This is a genomic window from Pseudomonas sp. NPDC089752 (genome assembly GCF_044748725.1).
Taxonomy (GTDB): Bacteria; Pseudomonadota; Gammaproteobacteria; order Pseudomonadales; family Pseudomonadaceae; genus Aquipseudomonas.
This window is the reverse complement of record NZ_JBIVGP010000016.1, coordinates 80,802-98,377: the sequence shown is the minus strand read 5'-3', so window position 1 is coordinate 98,377 and position 17,576 is coordinate 80,802. Positions and strand designations below refer to the sequence as shown.

Here is a 17,576-nt window from a genome sequence, read left to right as displayed (position 1 = left end):
GTCCAGAGGGTATCGGACCATTCACGGCATTGGCCACCTACTGCCGTGCCTTCAAGGAGAATCGCATTGGCCAGCTCGCTGTCGCTGGACGAACGTGCCCTGATTCTGGCACCTACGCAACTCGCCACAGAGACCTCGACGTTTTTGGCGAGCATGGGTATCGACTGCCTGTGTTCACCCGATATCAGCGATCTGCGAGATGGCCTTGGGGAAGGCGCCGGCCTGGCGATCATCGATGAGTTCACGCTCAACAGCGGCCAAAGCGAGTTGTTGCAAGGGTTCATCGACCAGCAACCACCCTGGTCCGATCTGCCAATCGTGCTGCTCACCAAGACCAAGCAAGCCTCACCCACCCTCACACCTGACGACCATCCGTTGGGAAACCTGACCCTGCTGGCCATCCCGTTCGAACAAGAACATCTGCTTGACTTGATCACACTCGCATTGCGCCACCGCCGGCGACAATACCGAGCGCGCGACCAGGTGCGCGACCTGCAACAACGCCTGGATGCCCGGACGCCGGAGCAGCAGGCCGCTGAACTGGCGTTGCAGCAAACCCGCAAGATGGAGGCAATCGGTCAATTGGCCGGCGGCGTGGCACACGACTTCAATAATCTGCTGACCAGCATTGGCGGCAGTTTCGAGTTGATCGACCGACGCATGAAGCAAGGCAGCACCCAGGGCGTTGAACATTTTCTCACCATGGGCCGGGACGCTGTATCGCGCGCCGCGCGGCTGACCCATCGCCTGTTGGCGTTTTCTTCCCGGCAATCGCTGCACAGCCAACGCATCGACCTGCATGCATTGTTGCAACCCCAGAGGCTCGAAGCGGTGCTTGAACAGCATGTGGCAATCGCGTTGCAGGTTCCATCGGACCTTTGGCCGGTGCAAGCCGACAACACCCAGCTGCAAGAAGCGCTCGACAACCTGTTGGTCAATGCCCGTGAGGCCATGCCCAGTGGTGGGCTGCTGCGCATCGAGGCGAGCAATCGCAAGATAGCGGCCAAGCAGTTCGCCGATGGCGGCCTGGCACATGGTGATTACGCTTGCCTTAGTATCATCGACGAAGGCCAGGGCATGTCACAGAGCACCCTGGAGCACGCTTTCGAGCCGTTCTTCAGTACCAAGCCGGTGGGTCAAGGGATCGGCCTCGGCCTGTCGATGGTGTATGGGTTCAGCAAACAGTCGCAGGGCCATGTGGAACTGCACAGCCAGATTGGCCAGGGCACGCGTGTGGATCTCTACCTGCCGCGTCACGTCGATCAACAGCAAGTGCCGATGCCGGTACCACCGCAGCCGATTGGCAAAGGCCGCGAGGTGCTGCTGGTCGAAGACGATCCACATGTGCGGCAACTGTTGTGCCATGCCCTGCAGGAGCAGGGTTACCCCTGCCGCAGTGCCTGCAATGCCAGCGAGGCGTTGCAGGTGCTGCGCTCTTCCCAGGCCATCGATTTGCTGATCAGTGATGTCGGCTTGCCGGGCATGAACGGTCGGCAGTTGGCGGAGATCGCGCGCACCTTGCGTCCGCAGCTGCCGGTGCTGTTCATCACCGGTTACGCCGAGACGGCAATGGCCCGCGAGGGATTTCTAGGCCCAGGCATGCAATTGATCTGCAAACCTTTCGAGCTCAATCAATTACGAGAGCAAGTAGCGCTGATGCTCGGCGCAAGGCCAAACCACCCTACTCCACCACCATGAGTATTGCCTGGTTGCCAAGCGCTGCCAGCTCGAAGGGTTTGAGCATGAGTGCGGTACCTGGCACCTCCATCAGCTGTGGTTCCAGGGGATGGTCGGTGTAACCGGTGATGAAGAGAATCTTCTGGCCTGGGTTGATCATGCGCATCGCCCGGGCCAATTGACGTCCGCTGAATCCGCCTGGCAAGCCAATGTCGGTGATCACCAGGTCGAAGGGGCCGGCGTTACGGAACTGCTCCAGCGCAGAGTTGGCGTCTGGCGCATCACATACCTCGAGCCCACGGTCGCGAAGCGCCTCGCGCATGAGTGAGCGCAGGGTGTGCTCATCATCGACCAACAGCAAGCGTTGCCCGCTGGCCCGCGAGACAAGTGGCATGGGTGGAGCAGGAAGTTGGGGTATCGCCTGCAAACAGCGCGGAAAGAGCATGCAGACTTTTGTCCCTTGGTCCTGAACCGATTCAAGCCAGATGTACCCGCCGGACTGGCCGACGAAACCGTGGACCATCGCCAGCCCCAGTCCAGAGCCACGCCCGGTCGGTTTAGTGGTGAAAAAAGGTTCGAATGCCCGGGCCACATCTTCGGCTGGCATCCCATGGCCATCGTCCAGCACCTGGAGGGCAACATAATCCCCTGCGGGCAGGCCTTCTGGCTCAGAAAACCCACCACCCAGCCGGGTGTTGATGGTATGTATCGTCACCGTGCCCCGTTCCAGGCATGCCTCTCGGGCATTGACACATAGGTTGATCAAGCAATTGGCCAGCTGACCGATGTCGAGGCAGACCACCCACGGCTCAACGTCCATCTCCCACGCCAACCGTATTTCCGCCCCCAGTACCTGGCGTAACAAGGGTTCCATATCCAGCAGCTGAGCGTTCAAGTCAAGGGGCTTGGGTGCAAGCGGCTGATGGCGGGAAAACGCCAGCAATCGGTGAGTCAGGCTCATTGCACGCTGCACCGAATCGCGGGCCAGCTCCACATAATTGTCGATCCGCTCCATGCGCCCCTGACCCAGGCGCCGTTGCAGCAGCTCCAGGCTACCGCCGATACCCGACAACAGATTGTTCATTTCATGGGCCATGCCACCTGCAAGGTGCCCGACGGCCTCCAGCCGCTGAGTGTTTTGCAGCAAGGCCTCGGACTGTCGCATGGCCTCCTCGCGGTCTGCAGAAATATCCCGACCCACTGCGGTCAGTACCGTACCGTCAAAACTGGCGGTCCAGCGGAACCAGCGATAATACCCCTCCGCGTGACGCATGCGGGTCTCGAAGTGGTCAGCGCCCTGCTCGCGGACGAAATCGATCACCGAGACCATCACCTCGGCACGGTCAGCCGGATGAACAAGCTGCAGAATCGGCACATCTTTCACCTGCTGTTGGCTCCAGCCGAGCGCGCGGTGCCAGGCGGGATTCGCAGCTTGCAGCTTGAGATCGCGAGTGACGATGATCATGGCATCGCTCGACAGTTGCCACATGGACTCGCGGTCGTTCAAGTAACGCTTGATCTGGCGCTCGAATGTCTGCGCCTGCTCGCGCCATTTGCTGTGAGCGTCGACCGTGGCGGTGGTTTCGATCACCGTATGCAGAAAGCCCACTACCACGTGTTGCTCGTCGCGGATAGGCGAGTAACTGAAGGCGTACCACGCCTTGACCCCGGTTTGCGGGCGCTCGATCCAGAGTGGATGATCTTCGACGAAGCTGGAACTGCCCTCCAGCGCCTTGAACACCCAGGGGCCGATATCCCCCCAGTCCTTCTCCCACAGCCCTTGGAAGCTTTTCCCCAAACCATGGTCCAAGCCATCGAGCAGCCTCCTGTAGGCGTCATTATGGATGACCGTCATGTTCGGCCCCCAAACCACGGCGCTCGGAAAAGGCGATTGGAGCATCATGTCGACTGCGATACGCAAATGCGCCTGCCAATGAGGCAACGGACCAGGGCCAGTTGGTCGCCAGTCGAACTGCGCGATTTTCTCGCCCATGTCGCCTGACGACTCTACGCCGGCGGACAACTGGACGCTGCAGGGCGTAGCTGAGTGCGAATTGCCGATAACGACCAAGTGCTATTCCTGCCTTTGCTCGAAGATGTTGAGAATTCCCGCATCATCGTCTGCCAGAAGCACCTAGGCAACAGCAGCCGTGAGAACAATTTCGCAGTTGCGGTAGACGGCCCGGAGGTGAAGTGGGCCTCACAACAGTAGCATAGCGCCATCATGCATGCGGCGCCCCTGCAAAGCACAGCTATGCTGATTAGGCTTCCCTGCGCCATGGACTGACTTCACCATTTGCCCTCAGACAGGAGTGTAGTGATGAGCAAGAAGATTCTGGTAGTGCTGACCAATACTGCCAAATATCCGGAAGTTAAGCGGGCCACTGGCTTATGGTTGGGTGAGGCTGTTCACTTTGTCGACATAGTTCAGCAGGCAGGGTTTACAGTTGACTATGTCAGCCCTGCGGGTGGTTATGTGCCGATCGACCCCCATAGCTTGCAGATGGCTCCAGATCTGGACTGGCAATACTACGACGACAAGACGTTCATGAACCGTCTGGGCACCACGCATAGCCCTGGCCAGGTCGATCCCAGAGATTACTGCGCGATTTATTACAGCGGTGGCCATGGGGTGATGTGGGATTTTCCCGATAACCCAGCGCTGCAGGACCTGGCGCGCAGTATCTACGAAAAAGGCGGTGTGGTAGCTGCTGTCTGTCACGGCGTGGTCGGCCTATTGAATATCAAACTCAGTGATAACCGGCTACTGCTAAAGGATCAGCTGGTTACCGGGTTTTCCAATACCGAAGAAAAGCTTGCGGAGCTTGATCATGCAGTGCCTTTTCTAACAGAAACCGAACTAGGCGCTAGAGGAGGTAAGTACATCAAGGCTGATGACCCTTGGCAATCCTTTGTTGTCGGCGACGAACGTCTAATCACGGGGCAAAATCCAGCCTCCACGGAGGCACTGGCGGCAGCGGTCGTTCAAGCGATCAAAAGAGGCAAGGATCTGACAGAGTGATACACCGAATCGCTCCGGGCCGCTTGGCCCCGGACTACAGAATGAGCAGCGCTAGTTGAATAGGCTTTTCCTGATCTGTCCGTACGCGACAGCTTCTCGAACAGGAAAGGCCTATGTCAAAAATTATCTATGCCGGTCGATTTATGATGGAATTGCTTCTGGCGATGGCAATTGGCTTCATACCTGTGGGAGTAGGCTTGATGGCTATACTCCACCATCAGGAAAAAATACTTGCAGAAAATTCATTCTACTCAGTACAGGATGCGATCATCTCCGTCGATCGATCACTGGAAAGACTGCAAGCTGCCGCCAATAGCGCCTTGATGCTAGGGGGAAAACCCTGCGAGGAAGTGCGGCAAAAACTACACGACCAAGTCGACATAACCCCAGACCTGCGCTCACTTGCATTGATGGAAAATAATAAGACTTATTGCAACACGCTGGGCACTTCGACTCATCACGACAAGTTTTTTGCAGAGGCACAAGCACCCCTGCAGTTAATGTTCGACACGCCTGCAAGCCCCGGTAGGGTGATTCTTAGCTACCAAGTCCGACGAGATACCTTTAGCGCGATCGCGACCACCTTTGCCACGCAGTTGCGCAATGAACTGCACGGATTCCAAAACGGCCTGACCGTCATGCTTGAATTCGGTGATTCATACGTGTGGGCGCTCGGAGACAGCCGTGACCCTGGCCGCCCTTCGCTCGTCGAGCACGTTGAAATTGGGGTTTCGGAACGGTACGGCTACACCGTCAAGGCAGGCTATCTGCGTGGGCACGGTGCTCACGAAGCGCGCCAAGCCATCATGCAAACCCTGCCTTCTCTGGTGCTGGTCGGAATTGTAACCGGATCGATTTTCTACTGGGCCGTGTTCGGGCTACGCGGCATTCGACAGGTCAACGCCGCCAACAAGGCGTGACGGCGCTCCCTGGCACTCACTCTACGTTGAGCACACCACGGCGAACCTGGTCGCGTTCGATGGACTCGAACAGCGCCTTGAAGTTGCCTTCACCAAAGCCATCATCACCCTTGCGCTGGATGAACTCGAAGAACACCGGCCCGAGCAGGGTTTCCGAAAAAATCTGCAAGAGCAACCGCTTGTCACCCGCCTCGGATGCACCATCGAGCAGAATGCCACGGGCCTGCAACTGGTCGACCGGCTCACCGTGACCCGGCAACCGCTCCTCGAGCATTTCGTAATAGGTCTGTGGCGGAGCGGTCATGAAGCGCATGCCGTACGCCTTGAGCGCATCCCATGTCTTGACCAGATCGTCGGTGAGGAAGGCAACATGCTGGATGCCCTCCCCGTTGAACTGCATCAGAAATTCTTCAATCTGCCCTGCCCCTTTGGAAGATTCCTCGTTGAGCGGGATACGGATCATGCCGTCAGGCGCAGTCATTGCCTTGGAGGTCAAGCCCGTGTATTCGCCTTTGATGTCGAAGTAGCGAATTTCACGGAAGTTGAATAGTTTTTCGTAAAAAGCGGCCCAATAGGCCATGCGCCCGCGATAAACGTTGTGGGTGAGATGGTCGATGATCTTCAGGCCTGCGCCCACTGGGTTGCGGTCGACACCTTCGATGAAGTTGAAGTCGATGTCATAGATCGAGCTGCCCTCCTCGAAACGGTCGATCAGGTACAGCGGCGCACCGCCAATACCCTTGATCGCCGGCAGACGCAGTTCCATTGGGCCTGTTTCGATCTCGACTGGCTGGGCACCCAGCTCCAGGGCGCGGGCATAGGCTTCGTGCGCGTTGCGCACGCGGAAGGCCATGCCACACACCGACGCGCCATGCTCGGCGGCGAAGTAAGAGGCGATGCTTTTGGGCTCGTTGTTGAGGATCAGGTTGATGCCGCCCTGGCGATACAGGTGCACATCCTTGGAACGGTGGGTGGCCACCTTGGTGAAGCCCATCATCTGGAAAACCGGTTCCAGTACGCCAGGAGTCGGCGAAGCCAGCTCAATGAATTCGAAGCCCATCAGACCCATAGGGTTTTCAAAGATGTCAGCCATTTTCGTATCCTCATCTGCAGCGAAATATTAGTGAATGCCGGGAAGGTGAGGAAACGTTGGCGGTGCGCATGGGATACCGCGCACGCTGCGGGCGAGGAAGTCACCAATGATCAGCTTGAACCCTTGGTTTTTCATATGAACCCAATCTCGGTGGGAGTTGATCCTTCAGCGAAGAACCTTATTGTTGTATTCGTAAATCGATTCTACAGGGCGTAAATTCCTTTGTCGCGCGTTTGTTCGTCGCTCGCGCCGACAAACGGCTATTCTCAGCACGTTCCTCTCTACGAAGATTAGGTCAGCATGCCCCTGCGCGTTAACCGTCCCGCCCGCTGGAGCTGGCGTACCCTGCTGCCATGGGGTATTGGCGTATTGCCCTTGGCATTCGGCCTGGCGCTCATGCAGTGGCAAATCGAGCGCGAGCTGCGCGCCAGCAGCTACGCCACGACGCGCCAGGTGGTCGAGCAGGTCGAGCGTATTCTCGACAGCCTGGCCAGCACTGCGCAAACCCTGCTGCCGCTGGCGGGCAGCCCATGCGAGCAGGCTCAACTGGCCTTGCGCAGCCAGGTCACGCGCAACGCCTTCGTGCGCTCCACCAACCTGTTTCGAGACGACACCCTGTATTGCACCTCGTTGTTCGGCGAGTTCGACGAGCCCGTCGATGCCGGCGACTACGTCGATGGCAAGCTGTGGCTGATGGATGGCAACTCGGTGACACCAGGCCATGCCTTGCTTGTCTACCGGGCCAGCGCTGGCAACCGCGGCGCCATCGTCACTGTGGATGGCGACCACCTGCTGACCGCGCTGCGCCTCATCGGCCCCGACGAGGCGCTGCACCTGCGTGTCGGCAATGCCTGGATAGGCAAGGATGGCGCTGTGCAGCAGGGCCAGCCACCTGCTGCCCCGCTCGCTGAAATCACCCTGGGCTCGACCCGCTTCCCGTTCAGCGTGCACGGCGGTTACGCCGCCGGCAAGCGCGAAGAATTGCTGCTCAGCCACTACCCGGCGCTGCTCAGCCTGCTGCTGGTGCTCGGTGTCGCCGCCGGTACAGTGTGCCGCTGGCAGATTCGCCGCGCCAACTCCCCCCGCGCCGAGCTGCGCCGTGCCCTGGAGGCCGACGAGTTTCTTCCGTATTTCCAGCCTGTGGTGCGCAAGGGCGATTACCGCTGGGCCGGCGCCGAAGTGCTGATGCGCTGGAACCATCCGCATGAAGGTCTGGTACGCCCCGATCTGTTCATCCCCTACGCCGAACACACTGGGCAGATCGTCGCAATGACCCGGGCATTGATGCTGCATACGGCGCAAACCCTGGCTCCGTATGCGGCACTGCTGGAAGATGGCTTTCATATCGGTATCAACATCACCGCCGATCACTGCCGTGACCTGGCGCTCCTGGACGACTGCCGCACTTTCCTTCAGCACTTTCCGCCCGGGCGGGTGCTCCTGACGTTGGAGCTGACCGAGCGCAAGCTGATCGAGGCGACACCGGTTACCCTGGAGCTCTTCGACAAGCTGCATGAAATGGGCGTAATGATCGCCTTGGACGATTTTGGCACCGGCCAGTCAAGCCTGAACTACCTGCGTCAGTTCAAGGTCGACTACCTCAAGATCGACCAGAGCTTCGTGGCGATGATCGGTGGTGATGCGCTGTCGCTGCAAATCCTCGACAGCATTATCGAGCTGTCTGGCAAACTGGGCCTGGGCATCGTCGCCGAAGGTGTGGAAACCGAGGTACAGCGTGACTACCTGGCGCGGTACGGGGTGGACTTTCAGCAAGGCTTCCTGTTTGCCCGCCCGATGCCCGCGACCGAATTTCTCCAGGCTTTGGCCAGCCGTCCGGGCACTGTGCGGTTGCCGCAGGACACGCCCCCTGAGATCATGCGCGGCTGACCCACCCGCTCACTCCTCCCTGTTCCGAGGCATTCGTGTCAAAAGGCATTATCTGTTCGGTCACGGCGTCCTGCCTGTTCGCCGTGATGTACTTCTATACCTCCCTGCTCGCGCCGCTCGATGGCGAAGAGATCTTTGGCTGGCGCACCCTGCTGACCCTGCCCTGCCTTACCTTGTTCATGCTGGTGAGCAAGGACTGGAAGCGCGTCGGCGAGCTGCTCGGGCGTGTACGCAAGACCCCTGTGCTGCTGCTGGGCATGGTAGGTACCTCGTGGTTGATGGGGGTGCAGTTGTGGTTGTTCCTCTGGGCACCGCTGCACGGGCGCAGCCTTGAAGTGTCGATGGGCTACTTCCTGCTGCCACTGGCGATGGTATTGACCGGTCGTCTGGTCTATGGCGAACGCCTGTCCCGCCTGCAAAAAGTGGCGGTGAGCTGCGCTGTGCTGGGGGTAGGCCACGAGCTGTACCAGAACGGCAGCTTTGCCTGGGAAACCTTGTTGGTGATGGTCGGTTATCCGATCTATTTCGTGCTGCGGCGACGCTGCCGCACCGACCATCTGGGCGGGCTGTGGTGCGACATGTGCCTGCTGCTGCCCTGGGCTCTTTACTTTGTGGTCCAGGGGCCGCTGTCCAGCGCCGACCTGCTCGAACACCCTGGCCTGTACGCCTTGATCCCAGTGCTTGGGGCAATCAGTGCCTCGGCCCTGATCGCCTACGTGCTGGCCAGCCGAATGTTACCTTTCAGCCTGTTTGGCTTGCTCAGCTACGTCGAACCCGTGCTGCTGGTGGGGGTGGCGCTGTTGCTGGGCGAGACCATCGGCCCTGATCAGTGGCTGACGTACCTGCCGATCTGGGCCGCGGTGCTGGTGTTGGTGCTCGAGGGTTTCAAACACCTGATGCGTCAACGTCGGCGTTCGGTTTAAGGCGTACCTGGCGTACCCGCCGCTCCTCGACCGCCACCACGGTCATGTCCCAGCCGTTCCAGGCCAGCTGGTCGCCGACCACCGGCAGGCGGTCCAGCAGGCTCATCACCAGGCCCGCGAGGGTCTGGTAGTCCTCGGTGGCGCGGGCGCTGAAACCGGTCCGCGCCTGTACCTGGCTAAGGTTCAGCGCACCGCTGACGACAAACCCGCCCGCTTCTTCGACGATACCGGGCCCCTCCACTTCACTGGCATCAGGCAGTTCGCCGGCAATCGACTCAAGGATATCGGTCATGGTCAGCAGGCCGGTGAAATCACCGAACTCGTTGACCACGAAGGCGATGTGAGTCGACTGGCTACGCATCTGCTCCAGCGCGTTGAGAATGCTGAAGCTCTCCAGCAGGTTCAACGGCGCACGGGCCATGCGTTCGAGGTCCGGCTGGCTGCCCGATAGCAGCTCCTTGAGCAGTTCCTTCTTGTGCACGAAGCCCACGGGTTCATCGATGCGGCCGTCGCGAATCAGCGGCAGGCGCGAGTAAGGCGAGTTGGCCAGCGCCTCGGTGATGGCCGCCGCAGGCTGCGCCAAGTCGAGGACATCGACTTCGGCACGGGCGGTCATCACCGTGCGGATAGGCCGCTCGGCCAGGTTCAGCACACCACTGATCATCACCCGCTCGCGGCGGTCGAACAGCACATGCTCCTCGCCACCTTCGACCAGATCGGCGATTTCCTCACCTACCTCGTCTGCTTCGACCCTACGCCCGCCCAGCAAACGCAATACGGCGTGCGCGGTGCGCTCGCGCAGCGGCCGGTGCTGCTGCAGGCTGCGCTTGCGGCGAGCGCGGGCCAACTGGTTGAACAGCTCGATGAGGATCGAGAAACCAATGGCTGCGTACAGATAACCTTTCGGAATGTGGAAGCCCAGGCCTTCAGCCGTCAGGCTGAAACCGATCATCATCAGGAAGCCCAGACACAGCATGATCACTGTCGGGTGAGCGTTGACGAAGCGGGTCAGCGGCTTGCTGGCAACGATCATGATGCCGATCGAGAAAATTACCGCGATCATCATGATCGACAGTTCTTCGACCATGCCCACGGCAGTAATCACCGCATCCAGCGAGAACACCGCGTCGAGCACGACGATCTGCGCCACGATCGGCCAGAACGCAGCATGGCGCAGCGTACCGCTGGCCTGGGTGACATGGCCTTCGAGGCGTTCGTGCAATTCCATGGTGGCCTTGAACAACAGGAACACACCACCGAACAGCATGATCAGGTCACGGCCGGAGAAGCTCTTGCCAAATACCTCGAACAGCGGCGCGGTCAGCGTGACCATCCACGAGATACTGGCCAGCAAACCAAGACGCATGATAAGCGCCAGGCTCAGGCCGATCACCCGTGCGCGGTCGCGTTGGTGCGGTGGCAGCTTGTCGGCAAGGATGGCGATGAACACCAGGTTGTCGATACCCAGCACCAGCTCGAGGACGATAAGCGTCAACAGGCCCAGCCAGGCCGTGGGGTCGGCTAGCCATTCCATTAGCGGGTACTCTCGAAGGAAGCGTCACGAAGACGGCGGGAGGATGGCCGGAAAGGCCGAGGACTGGGGGGCTCCGCGAAGGTGCTCATAAGGACCTGAATAGAAAATTGGGAATGAGATCCTACAAGCACAGCAGGTTTTTCAGATAGCGCGAAACTATTACAAAACCTGTAACAGATCACCGGGGACTTTTCTTCAATACCCTGCCGCGCCCAATCGGTAAGTTGGAAGCATCATTCCAACCCTCGGAGTATCGCCAATGAACCTGTCCCTTTCCATGGCCGCTTTCGCGCTTGCCGCATCAATTTCACCCGGTCCGGTGAATGTCGTTGCCCTCGCCAGCGGCGCGCGGCATGGCCTGCGGGCAAGCCTGTGGCATGTGGCGGGAGCAACGTTGGGCTTCTGCCTGCTATTGGTACTGGTTGGCCTGGGGGTGCACGAGTTGCTGTTGAGCTGGCCGCTGCTGGCCGTAGCGCTGCATTGGGGGGGCGTGGCATTTCTGCTTTACATGGCTTGGAAGCTGGCCAGGGATGCCGGTCAGCTGGATGACACCCACCCGCACCGCGCACCCTCTGCTTGGCACGGAGCAGCGATGCAGTGGCTGAACCCCAAAGCCTGGCTCGCGGCAGTGGCCGGCGTGGGCACCTACACCGGCGGTGAGCAATCATTGCTGTGGTTGTTCACCTGGATCTACGGGCCGATCTGTTTCATTTCAGTAGCGTGCTGGGCTTGGGCCGGGAGCGTAATTCGCCAGTATCTGCTGGATTCGCGCTACATCCGGCGGCTTAATTGGGGGCTGGCAGTGTTGTTGATAGCTAGCGCGATGTATCTAGCTATCTGAAATTGTCTGCACTGCATTGCGATAATGCCCAGGCGTCGCTGCCAGGTGCCTTTTGAACGCCCGCTGCAAATGCGCCTGGTCGGCAAACCCCGCTTCCAGCGCCACCTCGGCAATCGCCCGCCCCTTGCGAAGTTGTGCCCTGGCGTACTGTACCCGCTGATCGAGCAGGTACCCATGCGGCGTTAAACCGAACTGCTGGCCAAAAGCCCGGATCAAGTAAGACCGGGACAAACCGCTGGCTGCACAGATGTCCGCCAGGGTCAGCGGGTCAAGCCGGTGCGCGCGAATGAACGCCGCGGCCGCCTGCAGGCCAGGATGCTCGGACTGCCTCGGTCCCGCAACACCCTTCAGATAGCTTGGCAGTTCATTGAAAAGATTCGCCAAGCGCCCTTCCCGATCATCCAGTTCGCCATTGAAAAGGTCGGCAAACAGTTGCAGCAAGCGGTTGTAGAGTACGGGCGAGGCGCTCCAGGTTTGCGCTGGCAAGGCAAACCCAAGCGCCTGCAGCCAAGGCCAATCGACAAACAACATCAGATATGACCACCCCAGCCCCGTGATCGGATTGCAGGTGTGGACGACACCAGGGTTCATCAGCACCGTGGCGCCGGCAGCCACCTCGATCTGCTTGCCGCCACTCAGGTAAGTGCTCCGCCCCCCAGTGATCACGCCAATCGAGAAACTCTCGTGGGAGTGCGCGGCATAGCACACCTTGCGCCCGTCCCCCACACAGCGCGCCTCAACGAACGGCAATGCCGGATCCCGCCAGAACCGCGACACCTCGATCATTGCCAGGTCCTCATTCGTTGCCGTCGTGCACCACTACCAGCAACTGCGCCGGGCGTTCGCCGACCGAACGCAGGCGGTGCGGGGTCTGGGCGTTGAAATGCAGTGCATCGCCCTCCTCCAGCAATACCCGCTCATTCATGAAATCAACCTCCACCTGCCCCGCATGAACGAACAGAAACTCTTCGCCCTGATGCTCCTTGAAGGTCGGGTCGCTGAACTCGCTTGGTGGCTGGATCAGGAACGGCAAGAGGCTGCGCTGCCCGACCTGAGTGGTCAACGCCGCATATCCCGGCCCGTGCCCATCACCCACCAGCGCCTGCCGCTCGCCCTGGCGCACCAGGCTGTAACGGCATTGCCCAGCGTGCTCTTCGGCGAACAATTCCTCCACGTTGACGTTCAGCGCCCGCGCCAGTTTCAGCGCGGCAGCGATCGACGGCGTATTGAGGCCACGTTCGACTTTCGACAGATAGCTCTTGGTCATGGCGGATTTTTCAGCCAGCGACTCAAGGGTGATGCCAAGTTTCTTTCTCAACAATTTCAGTCGGTTAGACATGCCGCGTGTTTTTCCCGGACCTACAGGCTTGCTTATGACACTTTGTGTCATATAGGATAATTTGTGTCACGCCAGCGAACTGTCCTCCACCGACCAAAGCATCGGACTGTTCGAAGCTGACATCGCTCATCACGCCACAGAGGACTCTCCCATGGCCAAGACCCTGACCCACAGCAAAGACCAGCTGGTGCAAAACGCATTGGCGCAGATGCAAGGCTCGCTTGCGGATAATACGTGGACTGTAAAGGAAAAGCTGGCCCTGACCTGCCGAATTCTCTTCGACCACGGCCACGACTCCGGCCTTGCCGGGCAGATCAGCGCCCGCGGCCCACAGCCAGGCACCTTCTATACCCAGCAACTGGGCCTGGGCTTCGATGAGATCAGTGCCAGCAACTTGCTGTTGGTCAACGAAGACCTCGACGTGCTCGAAGGCCAGGGCATGCCCAACCCGGCCAATCGCTTCCACAGCTGGGTGTACCGTGCACGCCCGGATGTGAACTGCATCATCCACACTCACCCGACCCACGTCGCGGCCTTGTCCATGCTCGAAGTGCCGCTGGTGGTATCGCACATGGACCTGTGTCCGCTGTACGACGACTGCGCCTTCCTCGAAGCCTGGCCAGGCGTGCCGGTGGGCAATGAAGAAGGCGAGATCATCAGCGAAGCGCTCGGTGACAAACGCGCCATCCTGCTCTCGCACCACGGGCAATTGTCCACCGGTACCAGCATCGAGCAGGCCTGCGTGTACGCCCAATTGATCGAGCGCGCCGCCCGTCTGCAGTTGCTGGCCATGGCCGCCGGTACTGTCAAACCTATCGCACCCGAATTGGGCCGCGAAGCGCATGACTGGATCGACCGGCCCAAGCGCCATGCCGCCGCTTTCAATTACTTTGCCCGGCAGAGCCTGCACGCCCACGCCGACTGCCTGAACTGATTACAGAATGCCTTGCTTGCGGAGCCTATAACCATGACCACTGATTTCCACGGCATCATCGGCTACACCATCACCCCTTTCAGCGCCGACGGCGAGCAACTTGACTTGCCGGCCCTCGGCCAATCCATCGAGCGCCTGATCGACGGCGGCGTGCAGGCCATCGCCCCACTGGGCAGCACTGGCGAGGGCGCCTACCTGAGCGACAGTGAGTGGCAGCAGGTAGCGCAATACAGCCTCGCCCAGGTCGGCAAGCGCGTGCCAACCATCGTCAGCGTCTCCGACCTGACCACCGCCAGCGCCGTGCGCCGCGCCCGCTTCGCCCAAGCACACGGCGCCGATGCAGTGATGGTGCTGCCTGCGGCCTACTGGAAGCTCAGCGAGGCCGAGATCCTCCAGCACTACCGCACCATCGGCAACGCCATCGATATCCCGATCATGCTCTATAACAACCCCGCCACCAGCGGCACCGACATGCCGGTGGAGCTGATCCTGCGCATCGTGCGTGAGGTGGCCAACGTGACCATGGTCAAGGAAAGTACCGGCGACATCCAGCGCATGCACAAGCTGCAACTGCTCGGCGAAGGCCAGGTGCCGTTCTACAACGGCTGTAATCCTCTGGCGCTGGATGCATTCGTGGCGGGGGCAAAGGGCTGGTGCACGGCAGCGCCGAACCTGATCCCGGCACTCAACCAGCAGCTCTATCAGGCTGTGCTGGCCGGCGACCTCGAGAACGCCAAAGCGCTGTTCTACCGGCAGCTGCCATTGCTCGACTTCATTCTCAAGGGCGGGCTACCGGCGACGATCAAGGCTGGGCTAGGGATGACCGGGTTACCGGTGGGTGAACCGCGGCGGCCGGTGTTCGGGCTGGATGAGCAAGGGTGTTCGCAGCTGACGGTGCTGCTGAATAGCCTCGATATCAAGGCGTGATGTGACTTCTGTGGCAGTGGACGATCCCACTGCCACGGGACTCATACCCTTACAACTTCCAGTCCAGACTCACCATCATCGTCCGTGGCTCGCCGTGGTACACGCCGTTATAGAACCCCACGTTATTGTAGTAATGCTCGTCGAACAGGTTCTTCACGTTCAGCGAGGCCGACAGATGCTCGTCGAACCGGTAGCGGGCCATCAGCCCGACGACCGAGAACGCCTTCTGGCTGATGGTGTCGGCAACGGTGATGATCCGGCCATCGGCATTACGCCCTACCGGCCGGCTGCCAGCTTTGTAATTGTCGCTCTGCCAGTCCACGGTGCCACCTACGGTCAATGCCGGGGTCAGCTTGTAGGTGGTGGAGAAGCGCACCAGGTTAAGCGGCTGCTCGGTGTTCTTGCGCTGCTTGTCGCCGGTTGCGGCGTGGGTATAGCTGTAGCCCAGGCTCATCTGCCAATCGGGGGTCAGTTCGCCGGCGATTTCGGCTTCGAAGCCCTCCACCACCACGCCTTTGCCGCCCGACTTGTAGTAGATCTCACCATTGGGCCCCGGCGGTACCGAATCGTCCTGCTCGGCGACGTTGTCCTGCTTGCTACGGAACACCGCGGTGCTGAGGTTCAACCGGTCATCCAGCAGGCCGCCTTTCAGGCCGATCTCGTAGACCTTGCCAACGATGGGCTCCAGGTATTTCTCGTCGACATCGCGCACCGTCTGCGGGTTGAAAATATCGGCGTAGCTGGCATATACGGTGTACTGCTCGGTGAGGTCGTAGAGCACACCGGCGTAAGGCGTCCACTGGTCATTCTGGGTCTGCTCGCTGCGGGTGCTGCGGGTGACCGCGAGGTTGTTGTCATAAGACCAGTTCTTGCTTTCGGTTTCCCAGCTGCCATAGCGGCTGCCGAGCACGAAGTGCAGGCGGTCGGTCGGGTTGAGGCGTGTCGCGATGTAGCCGGCCTTTTGCTTGGTGTACGAACGGGATGAATCCAGGCCGGTGTCGTAATCACTGAACTTGACGATATTGCCCATGTATTTCCAGTCGGGAATCACGTTATAGCCAGCTGGGTCGCTACGCCCGGCGAAGAACGGCGAGCTGTTGCGACGTTCGGAGACACCGTAGCCGACCATGAAATCGTGGCTACGCCCGAACAGTTGATAGGGGCCGGCCAGGTTGAAGTCGATAGCATCCATCTTCTCCTCGCCAGCAAAGTGGCTGATATAGGCGCCCATGCCGCTGCGGTCGGCGGCGGGGAAACCGCTGCCGCCGTAGTAGACCTTGCCATCGGTATCGCTCTCGCGGTGCGTGTAGGCGGCTTTGAGCAGCCAATCATCGGCCAGGCGTTGGTCGAGGGTGATGAACGCTGTCTTGTCTTTCAGCGGCCAGGACGACCAGGGCGCCGACATATTGGTGGAACGCGGCAGGTCAGCCTTGCCGCCCTCGGCGTTCCAATACGGCACCGTACCCCACGAAGCACCCTGCACATCCTTGTTCTGGTAGTCGTAGCCCACTGCCAGGACCGTGCTGTCGGTCAGGTCCGCTTCGAGGATGCCGTAGGCCACTTCGCGCTGGCTGGCATATTTGTCCATGTACGACTTGCTGTCGCGGTAGGCCAGCACCGTACGCCCACGCAGGCGCCCGTCCCAGCCCAGCGGGCCGCCGACGTCCAGGTAGCTGTAATAATTGTCGTAACTGCCGGCGCTGACACCGCTCTTGACCGCCAGTTCATGGGTCGGGCGCTTGCGCACCATGGCGATGGTGCCGGAAGGGTCACCCGCGCCGGTGGTCAGGCCGGTGGCGCCGCGTACCACTTCGATGCGGTCGTAGATGATGGTGTCCGAGTCCGACTTCAATCCAGAGAAAGTGTTGAGCATCCCATCGATCTGGAAGTTGTTGATCGCATAGCCGCGCGAATAATAGGTCGGCCGCTCCGAGTCGTTGCGCTGTACGGTCACGCCAGTAACGTGGGCCATCGCCTCGGACAGGGTATCGAGTTGAAAGTCGTCGAGCTGTTGGCGGGTAATGACCGAGACCGATTGCGGGGTTTCCTTGATCGACAGGTTCAGGCGCGTGGCCGCGCTCATGCTGCCGGTGGTGTAGGAGCCGCTATTCTCGGTGGTACTGCCCAGGCTTTGGGCGAGAACTTCGGTGGAACCAAGTTCCAGTACCCCCTCCTCTGCATGCGCTTCGGCCGAGCCGAACAGGGTGGCACATAGACCCAGGGTCAGGGTCGTGGAACGGTTGATGGGCGCGAACATCGCTGCCTTACTCCTTGTACGTTAGCTGAAAATCCGTGACTGCCATTGCGCGGCATTCACATGAAAACGAATCTCGTATGAGAATCGTTATCGATTTGTCAACAAAACGTAAAGATTGTGTCGCCTGAGCCGCCCTCTTCGCGGGCAAGCCCGCTCCCACAAGTCCCGCGCTGCCCTTGAATCTAGCGGAGTGCCTGGACTGCCCCCCAAAACTCAAAAAGC

General features: G+C 60.1%; 14 protein-coding genes. 8 read left to right on the top strand and 6 right to left on the bottom strand.

Translation table 11 applies throughout. The annotated features are described in order from the left end of the window. Positions 1-66: 66 nt before the first annotated feature. A complete protein-coding gene (locus ACIPZF_RS22745) occupies positions 67-1,698 on the top strand; it encodes a response regulator (protein ID WP_400803496.1) in 1,632 nt (543 codons plus the stop codon). Here ACIPZF_RS22745 and ACIPZF_RS22740 read toward each other — a convergent pair. After that, a complete protein-coding gene (locus tag ACIPZF_RS22740) occupies positions 1,682-3,670 on the bottom strand; it encodes an ATP-binding protein (protein WP_400803493.1) in 1,989 nt (662 codons plus the stop codon). The genes ACIPZF_RS22745 and ACIPZF_RS22740 overlap by 17 nt on opposite strands. A gap of 327 nt (positions 3,671-3,997) precedes the next feature. Between ACIPZF_RS22740 and ACIPZF_RS22735 the strand changes: the two genes are divergently transcribed. Further along, complete coding sequence (locus ACIPZF_RS22735; protein WP_400803490.1) at positions 3,998-4,699, top strand: type 1 glutamine amidotransferase domain-containing protein; 702 nt, start codon at positions 3,998-4,000, stop codon at positions 4,697-4,699. 113 nt (positions 4,700-4,812) lie between these two features. Next, positions 4,813-5,619 carry a CSS-motif domain-containing protein gene (locus ACIPZF_RS22730; RefSeq protein ID WP_400803487.1) on the top strand — a complete coding sequence of 269 codons (807 nt, stop codon included), beginning with the start codon at positions 4,813-4,815 and terminating at the stop codon, positions 5,617-5,619. Between the two features lie 16 nt (positions 5,620-5,635). On the opposite strand, the gene hppD is transcribed toward ACIPZF_RS22730, so the two are convergent. Then, positions 5,636-6,712 carry a 4-hydroxyphenylpyruvate dioxygenase gene (gene hppD, locus ACIPZF_RS22725; RefSeq protein WP_400803485.1) on the bottom strand — a complete coding sequence of 359 codons (1,077 nt, stop codon included), beginning with the start codon at positions 6,710-6,712 and terminating at the stop codon, positions 5,636-5,638. A gap of 300 nt (positions 6,713-7,012) precedes the next feature. Here hppD and ACIPZF_RS22720 point away from each other — a divergent pair, with 300 nt between their 5' ends. Together ACIPZF_RS22720 and rarD are read left to right on the top strand one after the other, a co-directional pair. Then, on the top strand, positions 7,013-8,599 hold the full coding sequence (locus tag ACIPZF_RS22720; protein WP_400803483.1) for an EAL domain-containing protein: 1,587 nt from the start codon (positions 7,013-7,015) through the stop codon (positions 8,597-8,599). 35 nt (positions 8,600-8,634) lie between these two features. Then, positions 8,635-9,522 carry an EamA family transporter RarD gene (gene rarD / locus ACIPZF_RS22715; protein WP_400803482.1) on the top strand — a complete coding sequence of 296 codons (888 nt, stop codon included), beginning with the start codon at positions 8,635-8,637 and terminating at the stop codon, positions 9,520-9,522. On the opposite strand, the gene ACIPZF_RS22710 is transcribed toward rarD, so the two are convergent. Then, the gene (locus ACIPZF_RS22710) at positions 9,485-11,056 is read right to left on the bottom strand and encodes a TerC family protein (RefSeq protein ID WP_400803481.1); all 1,572 of its coding nucleotides are present in this window, start codon (positions 11,054-11,056) and stop codon (positions 9,485-9,487) included. The two genes, rarD and ACIPZF_RS22710, sit on opposite strands and share 38 nt — an antisense overlap. Before the next feature lie 259 nt (positions 11,057-11,315). Between ACIPZF_RS22710 and ACIPZF_RS22705 the strand changes: the two genes are divergently transcribed. Further along, positions 11,316-11,897 (top strand): LysE family translocator, encoded by a 582-nt coding sequence (locus ACIPZF_RS22705; protein WP_400803479.1) that lies wholly within the window; start codon positions 11,316-11,318, stop codon positions 11,895-11,897. Here the strand turns inward: ACIPZF_RS22705 and ACIPZF_RS22700 are convergent. Both ACIPZF_RS22700 and ACIPZF_RS22695 read right to left on the bottom strand, forming a co-directional pair. Then, positions 11,886-12,683: an AraC family transcriptional regulator gene (locus ACIPZF_RS22700; protein ID WP_400803476.1), complete on the bottom strand. Its 798-nt coding sequence runs from the start codon at positions 12,681-12,683 to the stop codon at positions 11,886-11,888. The two genes, ACIPZF_RS22705 and ACIPZF_RS22700, sit on opposite strands and share 12 nt — an antisense overlap. Before the next feature lie 10 nt (positions 12,684-12,693). Further along, positions 12,694-13,236 (bottom strand): helix-turn-helix domain-containing protein, encoded by a 543-nt coding sequence (locus tag ACIPZF_RS22695; protein WP_400803474.1) that lies wholly within the window; start codon positions 13,234-13,236, stop codon positions 12,694-12,696. A 151-nt stretch (positions 13,237-13,387) separates the two neighbouring features. Between ACIPZF_RS22695 and ACIPZF_RS22690 the strand changes: the two genes are divergently transcribed. Then, positions 13,388-14,170: an aldolase gene (locus ACIPZF_RS22690; protein WP_400803471.1), complete on the top strand. Its 783-nt coding sequence runs from the start codon at positions 13,388-13,390 to the stop codon at positions 14,168-14,170. A 33-nt stretch (positions 14,171-14,203) separates the two neighbouring features. Beyond that, positions 14,204-15,097: a dihydrodipicolinate synthase family protein gene (locus ACIPZF_RS22685; protein WP_400803468.1), complete on the top strand. Its 894-nt coding sequence runs from the start codon at positions 14,204-14,206 to the stop codon at positions 15,095-15,097. 49 nt (positions 15,098-15,146) lie between these two features. On the opposite strand, the gene ACIPZF_RS22680 is transcribed toward ACIPZF_RS22685, so the two are convergent. Then, entirely contained in the window at positions 15,147-17,354 is a 2,208-nt protein-coding gene (locus tag ACIPZF_RS22680) for a TonB-dependent siderophore receptor (RefSeq protein ID WP_400803465.1), read from the bottom strand. Positions 17,355-17,576: the final 222 nt, after the last annotated feature.

What these genes read in the sequence shown, in the direction of transcription:
- ACIPZF_RS22740 (WP_400803493.1), bottom strand. Translation starts at nt 3,670, where the DNA reads ATGGGCGAGAAAATCGCGCAGTTCGACTGGCGACCAACTGGCCCTGGT.
- ACIPZF_RS22735 (WP_400803490.1), top strand. Translation starts at nt 3,998, where the DNA reads ATGAGCAAGAAGATTCTGGTAGTGCTGACCAATACTGCCAAATATCCG.
- ACIPZF_RS22730 (WP_400803487.1), top strand. Translation starts at nt 4,813, where the DNA reads ATGTCAAAAATTATCTATGCCGGTCGATTTATGATGGAATTGCTTCTG.
- hppD (WP_400803485.1), bottom strand. Translation starts at nt 6,712, where the DNA reads ATGGCTGACATCTTTGAAAACCCTATGGGTCTGATGGGCTTCGAATTC.
- ACIPZF_RS22720 (WP_400803483.1), top strand. Translation starts at nt 7,013, where the DNA reads ATGCCCCTGCGCGTTAACCGTCCCGCCCGCTGGAGCTGGCGTACCCTG.
- ACIPZF_RS22710 (WP_400803481.1), bottom strand. Translation starts at nt 11,056, where the DNA reads ATGGAATGGCTAGCCGACCCCACGGCCTGGCTGGGCCTGTTGACGCTT.
- ACIPZF_RS22705 (WP_400803479.1), top strand. Translation starts at nt 11,316, where the DNA reads ATGAACCTGTCCCTTTCCATGGCCGCTTTCGCGCTTGCCGCATCAATT.
- ACIPZF_RS22700 (WP_400803476.1), bottom strand. Translation starts at nt 12,683, where the DNA reads ATGATCGAGGTGTCGCGGTTCTGGCGGGATCCGGCATTGCCGTTCGTT.
- ACIPZF_RS22695 (WP_400803474.1), bottom strand. Translation starts at nt 13,236, where the DNA reads ATGTCTAACCGACTGAAATTGTTGAGAAAGAAACTTGGCATCACCCTT.
- ACIPZF_RS22690 (WP_400803471.1), top strand. Translation starts at nt 13,388, where the DNA reads ATGGCCAAGACCCTGACCCACAGCAAAGACCAGCTGGTGCAAAACGCA.
- ACIPZF_RS22685 (WP_400803468.1), top strand. Translation starts at nt 14,204, where the DNA reads ATGACCACTGATTTCCACGGCATCATCGGCTACACCATCACCCCTTTC.
- ACIPZF_RS22680 (WP_400803465.1), bottom strand. Translation starts at nt 17,354, where the DNA reads ATGTTCGCGCCCATCAACCGTTCCACGACCCTGACCCTGGGTCTATGT.